Here is a 16557-nt window from a genome sequence, read left to right as displayed (position 1 = left end):
CGCGGGGAAGTTCGGGCGTCCGGATGGGCACGTTCTGCGCAACGCGCCGGGGACCGCCGGTGCCTGGTGAGTGGAGCGGCCTGTGGTGCGCGGAAGTCTGTCGCGGGGGCTTGTCTGTGTCGCCGCTCTTGTGGGGCTCGCCGTCCCCTGTGGTGCGGGGGCGGCGGCCGACGCGGAAGCCGGAGGGGTGCCCGGGGCCGTGGAGTTCTGGGTGAATCCGGACACCTCGGCCGCTCGGCAGGTGGCCGAGTGGCGGAAGCAGGGGCGGATCGCCGACGCCTGGTTCATGGGGCGCATCGCCGGGCGGGCCCAGGCCGAGTGGCTCCACGAGGACGCGGTGGCGGGGGCGGGCGGCGCGGGCGGGACCCGGGACGTGGTGCGGGGGTACGTCGAGAAGGCCGCCGCAGCCGGGCGTACCGCCGTGCTCGTCGCCTACTTCGTGCCGCACCGCGACTGCGGGGACTACTCGGCGGGGGGCGCGCGCGACGCCGCGCACTACCGCGCGTGGATCGACGCCTTCGCCGACGGCATCGGCACGCACCCCGCGTACGTCGTCGTCGAACCGGACGCCGTCGCCCAGGAAGTCGCCGGATGCGAGGGCGCCGACGCCACCGAGCGGTACGCGCTGCTCGCCCACGCCGTCGTCCGGCTCAAGCAGCAGCCCGGCGCCAAGGTCTACCTCGACGCGGGCAACGCGAGCTGGATCCCCCAGGAGAGCCGCCTCGTCGCACCGCTGCGCCAGGCCGGCGTCGACCAGGCCGACGGCTTCGCGCTGAACGTCTCCAACTACCGCACCACCGAGGAGAGCGCCGCGTACGGCCACCGCCTCGCCCGCGCCCTCGGTGGCGGCAAGCACTTCGTCATCGACACCAGCCGCAACGGCAACGGGCCCTACACGGGCGACGACAAGGCCTGGTGCAACCCGCCCGGACGCGCCCTCGGCATCCCGCCCACCACCGGCACCGGCGACCCCGCCATCGACGCCTTCCTGTGGATCAAGCGGCCGGGCGAGTCGGACGGCACGTGCCGGGGCGGGCCCGCCGCCGGGACCTGGTGGCCGGAGTACGCCCTCGGGCTCGCCGTCCGGGCGCGCGGCGCGCACCTGGTGAGCCTGGCGCCCCCGGGTGTTCCCGGTGTGCGTGAAGTTCCCGCTGTTCAGGGGCGCCAGACGTAGCGGACGTCCGGCTCGCGTTCCTCGTTGTCGGCGCCGTCCGTCCACAAGTCCGCCGTGAAGCCGTGGCGTTCGTAGAAGCGGTGCGCGGGCTCGTTGACCTGGAAGGTGTGGAGGGAGAGGCCGTTGGGCGCCTGTTCCTTGGCCAGGGCGACGAAGCGGTCGCCGATGCCCCGGCCGCGCCACTCGGGCGCCAGGTACAGCTGGCTCAGGTCCCTCGGTGCCAGGGCCCGGCCGGGTTCGGGGCCCTCCAGGACCATCATGCCCACGACCTCCCCCGCCGCCTCCGCCACCCATGTGCCGCCCCGCCCCACCACCACGTACCGGAAGAAGTCCCGGACCTCGTCGTCGGAGTGGGCGCGGCGCACGGTCGGCAGGGCGGCGTCGTACGAGCGCAGGTACACGTCGGCCACCGCGCGGGCGTCCGCCTCGGTGGCGGGGCGCAGCGTGACGGTGGTGGCGGAGGGGCTCACGCGTCCGTCCCGGCGGGCACGACGGCCGTGGCGGTGATCTCCACCAGCTGGCCGGGGTAGCCGAGGACGGTCACGCCGAGCAGCGTCGAGGTGTGCGGGCGTTCGGTGAGGAGCTCGGACGCGCGGACCACGTCCCACACCCGCGCCAGCACTCCGGGCTCGTCCCCGACGACGTACACCGTGCTCGCGACCACCTGCGACAGCTCGCTGCCGACGGCGCGCAGGGCCTCGTCGAGATTGGCGATGACCTGCTGCGCCTGGAGGACCGGGTCGTCCTTGCCGACGAGGTTCCCGTCGGCGTCCAGGGGGACGGAACCGGCCATGAACGCGAGGCGCGTACCGGCTTCCACGACGGCCGCGTGGGCGTATCCGGGGGGCGGGAAGAGGCTGGGGACGATGGTGCGGACGACGGGGGCGGTGGGGGTGGCGTCGGTGGTCATGGGGGCATGGTGCGGTGCCGGGCGGGGTGGGCGCATCCGGATTTCGGGGGCGCCCACCCGGCGGCCGTCGCCCGTGGCGGGCTCAGCGCACCTGCGCCGGTGAACTGGCGCCCGGCACCCGCAGCTCGGGGGTGCCCGTGCCGTCCGCCCGCGCCGTCCAGATGTCCTGCTTGCGGCCCTCGCGGCCCGGCAGGGCGTACGCCAGCGTGTCGTCGTCCAGCCAGGCCGCCTGGTCGTCGACGCTGCGGCTCTCGGCGAGGGGGTGCTCGCGCATGGTGCGCAGGTCGAGGACGTACAGGCGCCAGGGGTTCTTCGTGCCGCCGCGTACCCGCTTCTTGAAGGCGAGGCGGGTGTTGTCGGGGGAGAGGGACGGGCACTCGGCGTTCTCGCGCAGGGCGCGGGCCGTCCACTTCCGCATGTCGCCCCGGACCAGGTACGTCTTGCCCTTCGTCGAGACGGTGGCGTAGAAGCGGTTGTCGTCGCGGGCGAAGGTGACGCCCCAGTAGTTGACGTCGGGGGAGTGGTGGCGGCGGCCGTCGAGGGTGAGGGGGATCTCCTCCATGTTCTTGACCAGGTAGCCGGTGCGGGTGTCCAGGATCGAGGTGCGGGTGGAGAACGACGAGTCGCCGCCCGCGTACGAGTCGCCGGTGGTGAACATCGTCCACGACAGCATCCGGCCGGACGCCGAGACCCGCGCCCGGTTCGGGATGCCGGTGAGCGCCACGCGCCGCTTCTCGCGCAGCCGCTCGTCGAGGACCACGGCGTACGACTTCGGCGGGATGCCGGGGCGGCGCAGCAGGCACAGGGCGGTGCCCCCGGCGGCGTAGAAGCGTTCGCAGGAAGGGCCGCCCGGGGTGCGGGGGCCGGTGCCGGACGCGGGGAGGCGGGCGACACGGCCCGCTCCCTGTTGCGTCGAGCGGAAGTAGAGATGGCCGGGGTCGAGGGCGAACTCCGAGCTGGAGGCGATCGGTTCGGCCCGGTGGACGGCGCGGACGGTGTACGTGACGGCCACGGCGGCAAGGAGGGCGGCGGCCGCCACGACGGAGACGACGCGCAGACGGGTGGACGCCTCGGGCGGCGTGAGGGTCATGGGGTGCCTTCCGGGGGTGCGTGGGGTTTCTCCGGGGGCGCGTGGGGCTCTTCGGCGGTCGGTGCGTCGGAGGTCGGCGCGTGGGGCTCTTCCGGGGGCGGCGCGGGGTCCGGCGCGGCCTCCGTGGACCGCAGCAGCGCCGCCCCGCCCGCGAGCGCCACCGTCAGCGCGAGCGCCGCGCACGTCAGGGCCGCGCCGATGCCCCACAGGGTCCAGGCCGCGCCGAACCCCGCCGCGGCGAGCAGCCGGCTCAGCGCCTGACCCGTCTGGAGCACCGCCATGCCGCTCGCCCGCCGCCCCTGTGGCAGGCACGGCGTGGCCAGGGCCATCAGGACGCCGTCGGTCGCCGCGTAGAACACACCGAGCGCGAGCAGCACCCCGACGAGCAGCGTCCGGCCGCCGGTGGGCAGGAGCAGCAGGATGTACGCGACGAGCAGCGCGCCGTGCCCCGCGAGGAACGGGCCGCGGCGGCCGACGCGGTCGGCGATCCGCCCCACCGGCACGGCGAGCAGCAGATACACCGCCGCCGTACCGAGCGGAAGCAGCGGGAACCAGCTCTCCGCGAAGTCCAGGCGCCGCTGGAGCAGCAGATAGAGGAAGGCGTCCCCGACGGTCGCCGCGCCGAGCAGCGCGGCGGCCGCGCAGATGCGGCGGAAGGCGGGGACCCGCAGGAGCGTGAGCGCCTTTCGGGGGCGGGACGCCGGAGCCGTGGCGGGCGCGGCGGGCAGCGCCCCCCGGCCCGGCACGAACGCCACCAGGAGCAGCACCCCGAAGAGGCCGAAGCAGAAGCTGACGACGAACACCGCGTCGTACGCGTCCGCCGTCACCCACAGCAGCGCGAACGCCGCGAGCGGGCCGAGCAGCGCCCCCGTCGTGTCCATGGCCCGGTGCACGCCGAACGCCCGGCCGAGCCCGTCCGGCGGGCTGCTCAGCGAGATCAGCGCGTCCCGCGGCGCCGTCCGCACGCCCTTGCCGAGGCGGTCCGCGGCGATCGCCGCCCCGATCCCGGCCGTGGCACCGCCCGCGAGGAGCAGCCCGAGCCGGGACAGGGCGGACAGCAGATACCCGGAGCCCGCGACGAGCTTGTGCCGCCCGCCGCGGTCGGCCGCGTATCCGCCGAGGAGCCGTACGAACGCCGTGGCGCCGTTGTAGAGACCGTCGAGGAAACCGAACGCCAGCGGCGACAGGCCGAGGCCGAGGACGAAGTACAGCGGGAGCACCGCCGCGACCATCTCCGAGGAGATGTCGGTGACGAGGCTGACGGCGCCGAGCGCGAGGACGGGGCCGGTGACGCGCCCGCGCCCCTTGCCCGCGCGCCCGCCGCCGTCGTCCTTGCCGGTGCGCTCGCCCTTGCCGTTCTTCTTGTCCTTGGCCGTGGCGACCGCGTCCGTGGTGGCCAGATACATCTGCGCGACACCCGGGCCGGATCAGCGGCAGCTGTACGACGGGCTGGTGTCCTTCGTCGACCCGTCCGTGCCGATCAGCTTCCAGGAGAAGCCCGTGTCGGTGAAGTCGAGTTTCACGACGCCGTAGGTGTTGGTGATCCGCTTCTGGCTGTTGGGCTGGATCTCCTCGATCTTGTACGGGTTCGCTCCGCCCGTACCGGCGAGGATCTCGACGATGCCGTTCGAGTCGGCGGAACCGTTCGGCTTCTGCGGCGCGAACCGCTCGTAGTGGTGGTCGTGGCCGCCGAGGACCAGCTCCGCCTTCGCGTCGTCGAGCAGCTTCCAGACCGGCTTGCCGACCGGGTTGTTGCCGTGCTCGCCGGAGGAGAACAGCGGGTGGTGGAAGTACGCGGCCACGCACTTCTTGGAGTTCGCGGCCAGGTCCTTCTTCAGCCACTCGATCTGGGCGCTGCTGTCGAAGCTGTTGGAGTCGAGCGCGATGAAGTGCCAGTTGTCCTGGTCGAAGCTGTAGTAGCTCTTGCCGTTCGGGTAGGCGACCGAGCCGAAGTAGGACTTGTAGCCCTTGAGCGGGCCCGCCGGGTCGTACGTCTCGTGGTTGCCCGGCACGGGCTTGGTCTTGTCCTTGAAGGCGCCCCAGGTGGTCGCGTAGTACTTCTGGAAGTCCTTCAGGCGCGCGTCGTCGTACTGGTTGTCGCCCATCGTCAGCACGAACCGCGGGTTGAGCTGCTTGACGAGCGCGGCCGTCTTCGGGTGCGCGCAGTCGCTGTCGCTCTTGGTGCACTGCTCGGCGATGTCGCCGACGGCTACGGCGGAGAACGCGGCCCGCGGCGCCGCGGCGTCGGCCTCGTCGGCCGGAGACCACAGGAGCACGCCGCCGACGACGGCGAGCGCGGTGGCCGTGGCGGCCGGGATGGCCCAACGGGCCTTCTTCATACGGGAGTTGGGGGTTACCTCGGTGACACGGGGGGTGCTCGGCATGTCCGTCTCCTGATCGCGTGGGGGGTGTCGCGTGGGGTGCGGGAGATTCCGTTTCAGGAATGGTGGCGAGGCGGCATGAGCGCGTCAATATCGTGGACCATAATTGTTAGGAAACTTTCCTACCGTGGGTGCGAGGGCTCGCCGAGGGCGCGCGGGCGGGCTCGGGGGCGGGGCGGGGTGCGGGGCCGCTTTAGGGTGGCGGTGGGAGCCGAGGGGCGCGTGTGCGGGCAGGGTGTGTGAGCGATGAGTGAGGGGCGTGCGAGGTGGTGGCGATGACGGCGGAGGGTGCCGGGGCTGCCTCTGACGGCACCCGCCGCGTCGTCGCCGGACCCGCTGTCGACGGTGCCGCGCTCGCCGAGCTCGTACGTGGTTGTGCTGTCGTCTTCCTGCCCGCGGAGGTGCCCCGGGAGGGCGTGCTCGCGTGGTGGCGGCCGGACGGCGGGGAGCTGCCCGATGTGATCGGTGCGGCGGGCTCGGGGGTGTGGGGGCGGGGCGAGGTGACCGTCGTGCGCCGTCATGGTGCGGGGGTGCGGAGGCGGGTTGTGCCTGCGCTGTTCGCGCCGGTGGGGGTGGGGGTCGAGGTGTTGTTCGGGGGTGGACGTGCCCTTGGGGTCGGGGGTGTGGCGGTCCCTGGTGTGTCCGTGCCGGGTGGGTCGGACCGCGCCCGCGCCTCCGTTGGCGGGGCCTCCCGCGCGCGCCCCTTCGCCGCCGCGCACCCCACCGCCGCCTGCTGGGCGGCCGCCGCCCGGCACGCCCTGCACCTCGCCGCCCGGGGCAAGCTCCTGCCCGGCCTGACCGACGCCGACGTCGACGCGTGGCGGGCCGGGCCCCTCGGCGCCGAGGACGTCGCGCACCTACGGGCCATCGCCGCCGCCATGCCCCCGGAAGCGCACGCCGTGCCCCTGCCCGGCGCCCGCGCGCCGCTCCTGTTGCCCGAGCCGTACGCGCTGGTCAGGGCGTTCGTCGACGCCGTCGTCGACGTCCTGCCGCGCACCCCGGCCGCCGCGTACGCCATGGGCGCGCCCTTCGCCGCCCGTGCCCCCCAGTCGCTGCCCGCGGCGCGCGAGTGGGCGGCGGAGGTGGCGGCCGGGCAGGACGCGGGGGTGCGGGTGTCGCTGCGGGTGGATCTGCGGGCGCATGACTTGTTCGACGGGGAGGAGGAGGGCGCGGGTGTGGGGGCCGAGGTCGGTGTGGCCGGGCCCGGCGGGGGTGCCGGAGCGGCTGTTGGGGCCGGTGGGTGTGCCGGAGTCGCCGCCCAGGCTGGTGGGCGTGCCGGAGTCGCCGCCGGGGCCGCTGCCGCCGTCCTCCAGGTGCACAGCCTCGCCGACCCCACCCTCGTCGTCGACGCCGCGCGGCTCTGGGAGGGCGTCGAGCACTTCGGGCCGCGCGCCAAGGCCCAGACGCTGCTCGCCGTGCGCCGGGCCGCCCGCGTCTGGCCGCCGCTCGGCCGTCTCGTCGACCGGCCGCGCCCCGACGTGCTCCCGCTCACCGAGGCCGAGCTGTACGACCTCCTGGGCGCCACCGCGACCCGGCTCGGTGCGGCCGGGGTCGATGTGCACTGGCCGCGGGAGCTGTCGCGCGAGCTGACCGCGACCGCCGTGGTGCGGCCCGCGCCGGGCACGGCCGCCGACAACTTCGACTTCTTCAAGACCGAGCAACTCCTCGAATTCCGCTGGCAGTTGGCGCTCGGCCCGGACGGGGGCGGGGGTGCGGGCCCCGACGGCGCGGCGGGCGGCTCCCCGCTCACCGAGGCCGAGATGGACGCCCTCGCCGAGGCCCACCGCCCCATCGTGCGGCTGCGCGACCAGTGGGTCCTCGTCGACCCCGAGCTGGTCCGCAAGGCCCGCAAGCGCGACCTGGGCCTGCTCGACCCCGTCGACGCCCTCACGGTCGCGCTCACCGGCGGCGCCGACGTGGACGGCGAACGCGTCCCCGCCGTCCCCACCGGCGCCCTCGCCCACCTGCGCGAACGCCTCACCGGCGAACCGCACCCCGTCCCGCGGCCGCCCGCCCTCACGGCCACCCTGCGCGACTACCAGCTCCGCGGCCTCGCCTGGCTCGACCGCATGACCGCGCTCGGCCTCGGCGGCTGCCTCGCCGACGACATGGGCCTCGGCAAGACCGTCACCCTCATCGCCCTGCACCTGCACCGGGCGCGCCCCGAACCGACCCTCGTCGTCTGCCCCACCTCCCTCCTCGGCAACTGGCAGCGCGAGATCGAACGCTTCGCCCCGCACGTCCCCGTACGCCGGTTCCACGGCGCGGGCCGCAGCCTCGACGCCGTACCCGAAGGTGCCATCGTCCTCACCACGTACGGCACGATGCGCACCAGCGCCCCCGAACTCGCCGCCCGCGACTGGGACCTGGTCGTCGCCGACGAGGCACAGCACGTGAAGAACCCGCACGCGGCCACGGCCCGGGCGCTGCGCACGATCCCCGCGGCGGCGCGGGTCGCCCTCACCGGCACGCCCGTCGAGAACAACCTCTCCGAGCTGTGGGCCCTCCTCGACTGGACCACCCCCGGGCTGCTCGGCCCGCTCAAGGCGTTCCGCGCCCGGCACGCCCGCCTCGCCGAGACCGGCGGGTCCGCCGAGAGCGACGAGGCGGTGGCGCGCCTGGCCCGCCTCGTACGCCCCTTCCTCCTCCGCCGCAAGAAGTCCGACCCGGGCATCGCCCCCGAACTGCCCCCGAAGACGGAGACCGACCACCCGGCGCCCCTCACGCGCGAACAGACCGCGCTCTACCAGGCGGTGGTGCGCGAGACGCTCGCCCGCATCGAGGCCGCCGACGGCATCGCCCGCCGCGGCCTGGTCATGAAGCTGCTCATGGCCCTCAAGCAGATCTGCAACCACCCCGCGCAGTACCTGAAGGACGGCGCGGCCCGCACCGGCGCGGGCCGCTCCCGCTCCGGCAAGCTCGAACTCCTCGACGAGCTCCTCGACACGATCCTCTCCGAGGGTGCCTCGGTGCTCGTCTTCACCCAGTACGTGGAGATGGCGCGCCTCCTTGAGTCCCACCTGTCCGCGCGCGGCGTACCCACCCAACTCCTGCACGGCGGTACGCCGGTGGCCGCGCGCGAGACGATGGTGGACCGCTTCCAGGCGGGCGAGGTCCCCGTCTTCCTCCTCTCCCTCAAGGCGGCAGGCACCGGCCTGAACCTGACCCGCGCGAGCCACGTCGTGCACTACGACCGTTGGTGGAACCCCGCCGTCGAGGACCAGGCCACCGACCGCGCGTACCGCATCGGCCAGACCCAGCCCGTCCAGGTCCACCGCCTCATCACCGAGGGCACGGTCGAGGACCGCATCGCCGAACTCCTCGCCGCCAAGCAGGCGCTGGCGGACGCGGTCCTCGGAGACGGCGGGGAGGCGGCCCTCACGGAGCTGTCGGACGCGGAGCTGTCCGACTTGGTGACGTTGCGGAGGGCACGATGAGCTCTGCCATGGGCGACGGCGCCCTCTCCCGGACGTCCCGTCCCCAGGGCGACGGCGCCCCCTCCCGGACGTCGTCCGGTCTGGGCGACAGCGCCCCCTCCCGGATCTTCCCCGGTGTGGGCGGCGGCGCCCGCTCCCGCGTCTTCCCCGCCCTCCCGCCCCGCACCGACCCCGACGCCCCCTTCGCCTCGACCTGGTGGGGCAACGCGTGGATCGCCGCCCTGGAGGGCTCGGCCCTCGACCCGGCCCGCCTGGCCCGCGGCCGCGCGTACGCCCGCGAGGGCCACGTCGACACCATCACCGTCGCGCCGGGCCGCATCACCGCGTACGTCCACGGCAGCCGCCCCCGCCCCTACCGCGCCGAACTCCGCATGCGCACCCTCACCCCCGTCGACTGGGACCGCCTCCTCGACGCGGCCGTCGCCGACCCCGCCCACCTCACGGCCCTCCTCACCCGCGACATGCCCCAGGCCCTCGCGGCCACCGCCGACCACACCGGCGTCCCCCTCCTCCCCGGCCACGGCGACCTCGTCCCCACCTGCACCTGCCCCGACCGCGGCCACCCCTGCAAACACGCCGCGGCCCTCACCTACCAAACAGCCCGCATCCTGGACGCCGACCCCTTCGTCCTCCTCCTCGTACGGGGCGCGGAGGAGACGCGCGTACTGGACGAACTCGCCCGCCGCAACGCGCACCTCGCGGCCAGGGAGACCGCACACGGCGAGACGGCGGTGCTCCCGCACGGGGAGGCACCGACGTCCGGGGCCACGTCGGCGGCGGCTTCGTCGGACGACGTCGGCAGGGCGGGGGCCGATGACGGTGACGCCAGCCGGGAGGCGGGGGAGGAGACGGAGGCCGGGGTCGGGGTCGGCGAGGCGGTGCGTCGGGCGCCGGGGAGGGACGACGGCTTCGGTCCGGCGGCCGGGGCAGCCGAGGCCTTGGGCCCGGCGGCGGGGGTGGACAACGCCTTCGGCCCGGCAGCGGGGGTGGACGAGGCTTTCGGTCCGACTGCGGGGGCGGACGAGGCTTTCGGCCCGGCGGCCGGTGCGGACAACGGCTCCGGTCCGGCGGCCGATGCGGACGGCACCTTCCGTGCGCCGACGTCCGGACAGGGTGACGCTGCCCGCCCGGCGGCCAAGCCGGACGACCTGCCTGAGGTACGGAAAGCCGCCCGCCCGTCGGACGCGGCACGCAAGGCCATCCGCTCGGCTTCCAGGGCGGGGAAGGCGGCCCGCAAGAGCCCGGAGGCGGGCGACACCGTCCGCCCGACGGCTGCGGAGGGGGACGCTGCCCGTCCTGCTGGTCGGGTGGGGGACGCTGCCCGTCCTGCCGGTCGGGTGGGGGACGCTGCCCGTCCGTCGGACGCATCCCGCACCACCCCCCGCCCCTCCGAAGCGGCCCGCAATGCCATCCGCCGACCCCCCGCTCCCAACCCAGGCAGCAGCCCCCCGGCGCACCCGCAGCAGGACACCCCACGCCCCCTCCAACACCCGGAGAACGCAAGCCCCTCCACGACGAGGGGCCCACAGCACTCCCTGCCGACGAAGCTCCTGCCCTCCACGTCGACGAACCCCCTGCCCTCCACGTCGACGCCCCCGCTGCCCTCCATGTCGACGACTGCCCTCCCCGCCGAGCCGCCAGCCGACCCGTCCTCCCCACCGCAGGACACCCCCACACCTCACCCCGAGGGGCCCGCGACACCACCCCTCACACCCCTGACCCTCCCCGGCACCCCTGCCCGGGAAATCCTCGCCACCGACTACCGCCCCCCGCTCCCACCCTCGTTCCCCGTCCCACCGCACCCTGGCGAACCGCCCCTGCTGCCCGCTGTGCCGGGCGCGCCCGACGCCACGGCGCTTGAGTTCCTGGCGACGGACGCGGCGGCGCGGGCGCACGCGTACCTGCGGTGGGACGAGTCCCCGTTCGCGGCCGACGCCTGGCTCGACGCGGTGCGGCTTGCCGCGTCGCACCCGGGGCTGACGGGCCGCCGGACGTTCAGCCGTCAATTCGCCGCGCTGGCCGCGTCGGTGGGCCGCGCCCCCGCCGACCTGTCCCGCGCGGCGGCGGCCTGGCGGCAGGGCGGAGAGGAGGGCCTCGCGGTCCTGGAGTCCCCCTGGGACCCACCGGCGGGCCCCTTCGACCGGGCCAGGGGCGCCCTCGCCGCCGCGGACCTGCCCCGCATGACGATCAAGCGCAACCACCTCACGGACCCCACCGGCACTTACCAGATCCGCTACGGCCGCGACGGCCGCTGGTACCCCTACCGTGCCGAACCCCACGCCGACCGGGCCGACTGGTGGCCGGACAGCCCCGCCGACGAGGACCCGGTCGGCGCCCTCACGAGTCTGCTCGGCGCCTGACGCACGCGGCCGCTACCGTGGAGCCTCCAGCGGCAGCAGCAGCGGAAGCGGCGACGAAGGAGACCCCATGGACGCAGAGTTGACCGCCCTCGCGGCGGCCGGAGCCACGGCGCTCGTGCAGTCGATGGTGGGGGACGGGTGGACGCACGCGCGGGAGCGGGTCGTCGGGTTCTTCACGCGGCGGCGTGCGGAGGGCGCGGACGATGCCGCCGTCGCCGTCGGTGGTGAACTCGACGAGGCGCGCGAGGAGTTGGTCGCCGCGCGGGACGCGGAGGACGCGGACACCGCCGCCGACGTACAGGCCGAGTGGAGGAACCGGATGCGGCGGGCTCTGCGCGACGACCCCGAGGCCGCCGCCGAACTGCGGGTGCTGCTGGACGAGTTGGCGCCCGAGAGGGGTGCGGAAGGGCGGGGCGGCACCGTGCGCAACACCATCAGCGGCGGCGTGCAGCACGGGGACGTCATCCAGGCCCACACCGTGGGCGACGTCACGCTCGGCTAGGTCAGCGCGCGCCCGGAAGGGCGCGGACGTCCTCGCCCCGGTCCGGGCCGCCGCTGTCCGTGTCCGCACGGTGCCGGGGGCAATGACGTACAGCCAGTTCCCGGCACCCCGCGATTGTCCCGGTCGACGCGTGTCAGAAGTCCACCCGGGCCCGGTCGTCCAACCGCCCCACCGAGTCCTGCTTGAACTTCTTCTCGTAGTCGGAGCGGATCTCCTCGATGAGGACGTCGCGCTTCTTCGCCTCGGCGGTGGGGTAGAGCAGGATCAGTTCGTACGAGCGCTCCCGTTCGATCCTGCCGTTGCTGTCCTTCCACTGGCCCCGGCCCTGCTGGATGGTGAGGCCGTCGGAGAAGCCGGGCGTGACCTCGGTGTCGATGAACTTCATGAACTGCTTGTCCGTCACGGCCGGGCCGCCGTCGGGGCGTTCGGTGCCGAAGAACAGGCGGGTCTCGACGAAGGGCTCGCCGCGCGAGGCCGTGGCCCGCGTGCGGGGTGCCGTGTCCTCGGAGTCCAGGGCCGCGTACGCCGTCGGCGCGCCGATCGCGAGGACCGCCGCCGTGGCGGCCAGGGCGAGGCGCGGGCCGGTGAGCGTGAGGGTGAGGGCCATGGAGGCCGCCTTTCGTGCGGGCGCGCGGCCGCGCGGGCCGGGCGACGGGTGCAGGGGGGTACGGAGGTACGGGGTGTCGGCGGCCGGGTGCGGAGCGGCGTCGACGGGCGTACACAGTAGAGGACCCCGGCCTCCTGGACGTGGTGGCACACGGGGCTGTCCGTAAGTCGCCGTCTTCCGTCCCGTCACTCTCATCCCTTACCTTTCCCAGGACTTGACGGGTGTGGCGGAGGGGACGGCAGTGCGCGGAGTGGCGGAGTGTTCAACAGGTGCGGGGCGTGCGGGGCGTGCGGGGCGTGCGGGGCGTGCGGGAAGTGAGGGGGCGGGGGTGCCGCGCGGGCGTGGCAGGGCCCTCCTCCTCGCCTGCGCCGTCCTCGGCGCCCTCACCGCCGCCCCGCCCGCCCTCGCCGACAGCGGCCCGGCGTCAGGGCCCGCCGCCTCCCCGTACGCCGCCACCACCGGCGTCGGTGTCCACAACGCGTACGAGAAGGCGAAGTACCCCTACTTCGCGGACGCCCTGGACTCCGGCGCGGCCATGCTCGAACTCGACGTGTGGACCAACGTCTTCGGCGGCGGCTGGCGCGTCTCGCACAGCAACCCCGTCGGCAACGACAACAACTGCGAGAACGCGCAGAAGCCCGACGAGCTGCGCACCAAGGCCCGCAACCAGCGGCTCGACGGCTGCCTCGCCGACATGAAGGCCTGGCACGACGCCCACCCGGGCCACCGGCCCGTCCTCGTGAAGGTCGAGCTGAAGGACGGCTTCCAGGCGAAGAACGGCCGCGGCCCCGCCGAACTCGACGCCCTGCTGCGCGGCAAGCTCGGCGACGCCCTCTACCGCCCGGGCCAGCTCGCCGAAGGCAGCGCGAACCTCGACGAGGCCGTGCGGAGCAAGGGCTGGCCCGACCGGGCCGACCTCGCGGGCAAGTTCATCGTCGAGCTGATCCCCGGCACCGTCGAACAGGGCAACCCCGCCGACAAGCTGTGGACCGACCGCGAGTACGCCACCCATCTGCGCGACCTCGCCGCCGCCGGCCGCCTCGCGGACGCCGGTGCCTTCCCCGCCGTGCTCGGCGCCGCGTCCGGCGACCCGCGCACGCGCTACCAGGACACCTCGATCCGGCCGTGGTTCGTGCTGTTCGACGGGGACGCGTCGGTGTACGCGGGCGGGTCCGTCGACACCAAGTGGTACGCCGACCGGCGCTATCTCGTCGTCATGTCCGACGCCCACAACGTCCCGCCCGCCATCAGCGCCACCAACCCGACCGAGCCACAGGCCCGCGACCGCGTCGCCCTCCTCGCGGGACGGCACGCCAGCATCGTGTCGTCCGACTGGTATCCGCTGCCGGGGGTGCTGTCCACGGTCCTTCCGCGCGGCTAGGGCGACAGAGACGGAGACGGGTACGGAGACGGTGACGCAGGCGGTGACGCAGGCGGGGCGTCGATGCGGACGAGGGGGCGCGGTCGCGCGCTAGGGCTGGAAACGTATCCACACCGGCGCGTGATCCGACCCCGGAGCGTCCCTGCGCGCCTGCGGATCCGCCCCCACCGACGGCAGCTCGGGCCCCGCCGCCTCGTCCGGCAGCCCCGTGCCCGCCTCGCCGTCGGCCGTCACCCTGCCGGTCAGGCGGTGGCTCATCAGGACGTGGTCGATGAGTTCGCGGCGGCCGAAGTTGACGCGGGAGTAGCGGCGGTCGGCCGGTATCAGCGGTGCCACGTTCCACAGCCGGGTCGCGTCGCCCTTGTCCGGCCTGTCGTGGCCGGGGGTGCCGAGCTCGGAGCCCGGCGGGCCGAGCAGGATCTGGGTGGTGGCCGCCGCCACCTCGTCGTTGAGGTCGCCGAGCACCACCACGTCGCGGTCGAGCCCGGCCCCGCCGAGCAGCCGGTCGGCGAGCGCGCGCAGGGTCGCGGCCTCGGCGGTGCGGCGGTACAGCGCGTATGCCCCGACGCGGGCCCGTTCGCCCTCGTCGCGCGGCTGGAAGCGGCCGCCGGGGTACGTCAGGAGCTTCGACTTCAGATGACAGACCGCCGCGTCCACGGTCAGGGCCCGGGTGACGATCCGCACGGCGAACAGGCCCCGCCCCGTCGTGGCGACCGGTGTGCCCGCGTCATCCCCCTGCACGGGCCGCAGCTTCGCCGGGAACGCCGCCACGTCGGCGAGCACCTCCAGGTCGAGCCGGCTCAGGAACCCCACCCGGATGCCCCGGCTGTCCGCGTGCTCCGACACCGCCGTGCGCCAGTCGCCGTCGAGCATCCCCGCCAAGTCGGTGAGCGCCGCCGGATCGCCGACCTCCTGCACGCCGAGCAGGCTCGGGCGCAGCGCGCGGACCGTCTCCGCGAGCGCGCTCAGCTTCGCCTCGTACGCCGCCTTGTCGCTCGGCCCGAACGGGCCGCCGGGCCGGTACAGGTTCTCCAGGTTCCAGGTCCCGAGGAGCATGCCGGGCTCCTTCCCGGCGTCGTGGCGGGAGCGTTCCCCGGCCGGGGCGGGCGCTCGCGCGGGCGCCGTCGTGAGGTCTTCCCGCGGGCCCGGGGCAGGGCGGGCGGCTGACGCCAGAGTGCCCCCGAAACGCCTGCCGCGACAGGCCCACGGCGACCCACTCCCCGTACCGTGAACGGATGACCGAGCCTGCCGCATCCGGCCCCGCCGACCTCATCGTCATGGGCTGCACGGCCCTCCTCCACGACTCGGCCGAGCGCGTCGGCTTCGCGGAGGACACCGCGATCGTCGTACGCGACGGAGTCATCGCCGACGTCACCACGACCGCCGCCGCGGCCCCGCTCGCCACCGCCGAGCGCATCGACGCCCGCGGCCAGGCGGTGCTGCCCGGCCTCGTCAACTGCCACACCCACTCCCCGATGGTGGCCCTGCGCGGCATCGCCGAGGACCTGCCCGTGGAGGAGTGGTTCAACGACTACGTCTGGCCCATCGAGTCCAACCTCGAAGAGCGCGACGTGGAACTCGGCGCGGGCCTCGCCTGCGCCGAGATGATCCGCGGCGGCGTCACCACCTTCGCCGACCACTACTTCGCCATGGACACCGTCGCGGACGTCGTCGCCGCGACCGGCCTGCGGGCCGGCCTCGGGCAGGCGTACTTCTCCTCCCAGGGCCCCGAGGGACGGGAGGCGTCCCTGGACTTCGCGCTGCGCCGCGCCGGATCCGCCGACGGCCGCATCACCACCTGCCTGGCCCCGCACGCCCCGTACACCGTCGACGACGCCGACCTCGCCGCCACCGCCGAACTCGCCCGCGAACACGGCCTGCTGGTGCATCTGCACGCCGCCGAGAGCCGCGCCCAGACCGAGCACAGCCTCGCCCGGCACGGCGCCACGCCCATCGAGATCCTGCACCGCGCCGGGCTCCTCGACGTCGACCTCCTCATCGCCCACGGCACCGGCATCGTGGAGCGCGACCTGCCCGTCCTGGCCGGGGCCACGGGCCGCGTCGGCGTGGCGAGCGCGCCCCGCGGCTATCTGAAGTTCGCCTGGGACACCACACCGGTGCGGGAGCTCGCGGACATCGGCATCCCCGTCGGCCTCGCCACGGACGGCGCCGCCTCCAACAACTCCCTCGACGTCTGGGAGGCCATGGCGCTCACCGCCCTCGTCCAGAAGTCCACGACCGGCGACCCGCGCTGGCTGACCTCCCGGCAGGCCCTGCACCACGCCACGCTCCAGAGCGCCCGCGCGGTCGGCCTCGGCGACTCGATCGGCAGCATCGCCGTGGGCCGCCGCGCCGACCTGATCCTCGTCGACCTCTCCGGACCGCACACCCAGCCCGTGCACGACATGGCCGCCACCCTCGTGCACAGCGCGCGCAGCGGGGACGTACGCACGACGATCGTCGACGGCCGCGTCCTGATGCGGGACCGGGAGCTCCTGACGGTCGATGTGGCGGCCGTCGTGGGGGAGTTGGGGGAGCGGATGCCCGCGCTGGTGGAGCGGGGGCACGGGAAGCGGATCCAGGAGTACGACGGGTGAGGGGGCGGGGCCGTCGTCCCAGGGGCACGGGGGCCCCTCGCGGCCGGGGCGCCGCATGCCCGCGGCCAGGGGCGCCGCACCCTGCCGCCGGGCCCGCCGATCTCCGGCCCGCCGCGCT

The 16557-nt window shown here is 74.8% G+C and carries 13 protein-coding genes; 6 read left to right on the top strand and 7 right to left on the bottom strand.

Annotated features, from left to right (window positions below):
* Positions 1-85 precede the first annotated feature (85 nt).
* The gene (locus ACZ6AA_RS31050) at positions 86-1174 is read left to right on the top strand and encodes a glycoside hydrolase family 6 protein (RefSeq protein WP_468483004.1); all 1089 of its coding nucleotides are present in this window, start codon (positions 86-88) and stop codon (positions 1172-1174) included.
* Here ACZ6AA_RS31050 and ACZ6AA_RS31045 read toward each other — a convergent pair.
* From ACZ6AA_RS31045 to ACZ6AA_RS31025, 5 genes are all read right to left on the bottom strand, one after another.
* Positions 1156-1644 (bottom strand): GNAT family N-acetyltransferase, encoded by a 489-nt coding sequence (locus ACZ6AA_RS31045; RefSeq protein ID WP_468448829.1) that lies wholly within the window; start codon positions 1642-1644, stop codon positions 1156-1158. The genes ACZ6AA_RS31050 and ACZ6AA_RS31045 overlap by 19 nt on opposite strands.
* Positions 1641-2084: a RidA family protein gene (locus ACZ6AA_RS31040; protein ID WP_468448827.1), complete on the bottom strand. Its 444-nt coding sequence runs from the start codon at positions 2082-2084 to the stop codon at positions 1641-1643. Before ACZ6AA_RS31040 ends, ACZ6AA_RS31045 begins: the two co-directional genes overlap by 4 nt.
* An 82-nt stretch (positions 2085-2166) precedes the next feature.
* Positions 2167-3174: a TolB family protein gene (locus ACZ6AA_RS31035; protein ID WP_468448825.1), complete on the bottom strand. Its 1008-nt coding sequence runs from the start codon at positions 3172-3174 to the stop codon at positions 2167-2169.
* A complete protein-coding gene (locus tag ACZ6AA_RS31030; RefSeq protein WP_468448823.1) occupies positions 3171-4580 on the bottom strand; it encodes an MFS transporter in 1410 nt (469 codons plus the stop codon). Before ACZ6AA_RS31030 ends, ACZ6AA_RS31035 begins: the two co-directional genes overlap by 4 nt.
* Before the next feature lie 21 nt (positions 4581-4601).
* Entirely contained in the window at positions 4602-5558 is a 957-nt protein-coding gene (locus ACZ6AA_RS31025; RefSeq protein WP_468448821.1) for a metallophosphoesterase family protein, read from the bottom strand.
* A 272-nt stretch (positions 5559-5830) separates the two neighbouring features.
* On the opposite strand from ACZ6AA_RS31025, the gene ACZ6AA_RS31020 reads away from it, so the two are divergent.
* From ACZ6AA_RS31020 to ACZ6AA_RS31010, 3 genes are all read left to right on the top strand, one after another.
* Positions 5831-8992 (top strand): DEAD/DEAH box helicase, encoded by a 3162-nt coding sequence (locus tag ACZ6AA_RS31020; protein ID WP_471461484.1) that lies wholly within the window; start codon positions 5831-5833, stop codon positions 8990-8992.
* Positions 8989-11352 (top strand): SWIM zinc finger family protein, encoded by a 2364-nt coding sequence (locus ACZ6AA_RS31015; protein ID WP_471461482.1) that lies wholly within the window; start codon positions 8989-8991, stop codon positions 11350-11352. Before ACZ6AA_RS31020 ends, ACZ6AA_RS31015 begins: the two co-directional genes overlap by 4 nt.
* 67 nt (positions 11353-11419) lie before the next feature.
* On the top strand, positions 11420-11854 hold the full coding sequence (locus tag ACZ6AA_RS31010; RefSeq protein WP_468448815.1) for a hypothetical protein: 435 nt from the start codon (positions 11420-11422) through the stop codon (positions 11852-11854).
* Between the two features lie 133 nt (positions 11855-11987).
* Here the strand turns inward: ACZ6AA_RS31010 and ACZ6AA_RS31005 are convergent, their stop codons facing one another.
* Positions 11988-12461 carry a DUF3574 domain-containing protein gene (locus ACZ6AA_RS31005; RefSeq protein ID WP_468448813.1) on the bottom strand — a complete coding sequence of 158 codons (474 nt, stop codon included), beginning with the start codon at positions 12459-12461 and terminating at the stop codon, positions 11988-11990.
* 328 nt (positions 12462-12789) lie between these two features.
* Here ACZ6AA_RS31005 and ACZ6AA_RS31000 point away from each other — a divergent pair, with 328 nt between their 5' ends.
* Positions 12790-13842 carry a phosphatidylinositol-specific phospholipase C domain-containing protein gene (locus ACZ6AA_RS31000; RefSeq protein ID WP_468448811.1) on the top strand — a complete coding sequence of 351 codons (1053 nt, stop codon included), beginning with the start codon at positions 12790-12792 and terminating at the stop codon, positions 13840-13842.
* 90 nt (positions 13843-13932) lie between these two features.
* Here ACZ6AA_RS31000 and ACZ6AA_RS30995 read toward each other — a convergent pair whose 3' ends face one another.
* Positions 13933-14898 (bottom strand): endonuclease/exonuclease/phosphatase family protein, encoded by a 966-nt coding sequence (locus ACZ6AA_RS30995; RefSeq protein WP_468448809.1) that lies wholly within the window; start codon positions 14896-14898, stop codon positions 13933-13935.
* A 179-nt stretch (positions 14899-15077) separates the two neighbouring features.
* Here ACZ6AA_RS30995 and ACZ6AA_RS30990 point away from each other — a divergent pair, with 179 nt between their 5' ends.
* The gene (locus ACZ6AA_RS30990) at positions 15078-16439 is read left to right on the top strand and encodes an amidohydrolase (RefSeq protein WP_471461474.1); all 1362 of its coding nucleotides are present in this window, start codon (positions 15078-15080) and stop codon (positions 16437-16439) included.
* Positions 16440-16557: the final 118 nt, after the last annotated feature.

It is taken from the genome of Streptomyces sp. NPDC040610 (assembly GCF_055594065.1).
The sequence above is the reverse complement of the archived record's forward strand: the minus strand, read 5'-3'. Positions and strand labels throughout refer to the sequence as shown.

Bases quoted from the DNA above. Each gene is read 5' to 3' on its own strand.
- ACZ6AA_RS31040 (WP_468448827.1), bottom strand. From the start codon at position 2,084: ATGACCACCGACGCCACCCCCACCGCCCCCGTCGTCCGCACCATCGTC.
- ACZ6AA_RS31035 (WP_468448825.1), bottom strand. From the start codon at position 3,174: ATGACCCTCACGCCGCCCGAGGCGTCCACCCGTCTGCGCGTCGTCTCC.
- ACZ6AA_RS31030 (WP_468448823.1), bottom strand. From the start codon at position 4,580: ATGTATCTGGCCACCACGGACGCGGTCGCCACGGCCAAGGACAAGAAG.
- ACZ6AA_RS31025 (WP_468448821.1), bottom strand. From the start codon at position 5,558: ATGCCGAGCACCCCCCGTGTCACCGAGGTAACCCCCAACTCCCGTATG.
- ACZ6AA_RS31020 (WP_471461484.1), top strand. From the start codon at position 5,831: ATGACGGCGGAGGGTGCCGGGGCTGCCTCTGACGGCACCCGCCGCGTC.
- ACZ6AA_RS31015 (WP_471461482.1), top strand. From the start codon at position 8,989: ATGAGCTCTGCCATGGGCGACGGCGCCCTCTCCCGGACGTCCCGTCCC.
- ACZ6AA_RS31010 (WP_468448815.1), top strand. From the start codon at position 11,420: ATGGACGCAGAGTTGACCGCCCTCGCGGCGGCCGGAGCCACGGCGCTC.
- ACZ6AA_RS31005 (WP_468448813.1), bottom strand. From the start codon at position 12,461: ATGGCCCTCACCCTCACGCTCACCGGCCCGCGCCTCGCCCTGGCCGCC.
- ACZ6AA_RS30995 (WP_468448809.1), bottom strand. From the start codon at position 14,898: ATGCTCCTCGGGACCTGGAACCTGGAGAACCTGTACCGGCCCGGCGGC.
- ACZ6AA_RS30990 (WP_471461474.1), top strand. From the start codon at position 15,078: ATGACCGAGCCTGCCGCATCCGGCCCCGCCGACCTCATCGTCATGGGC.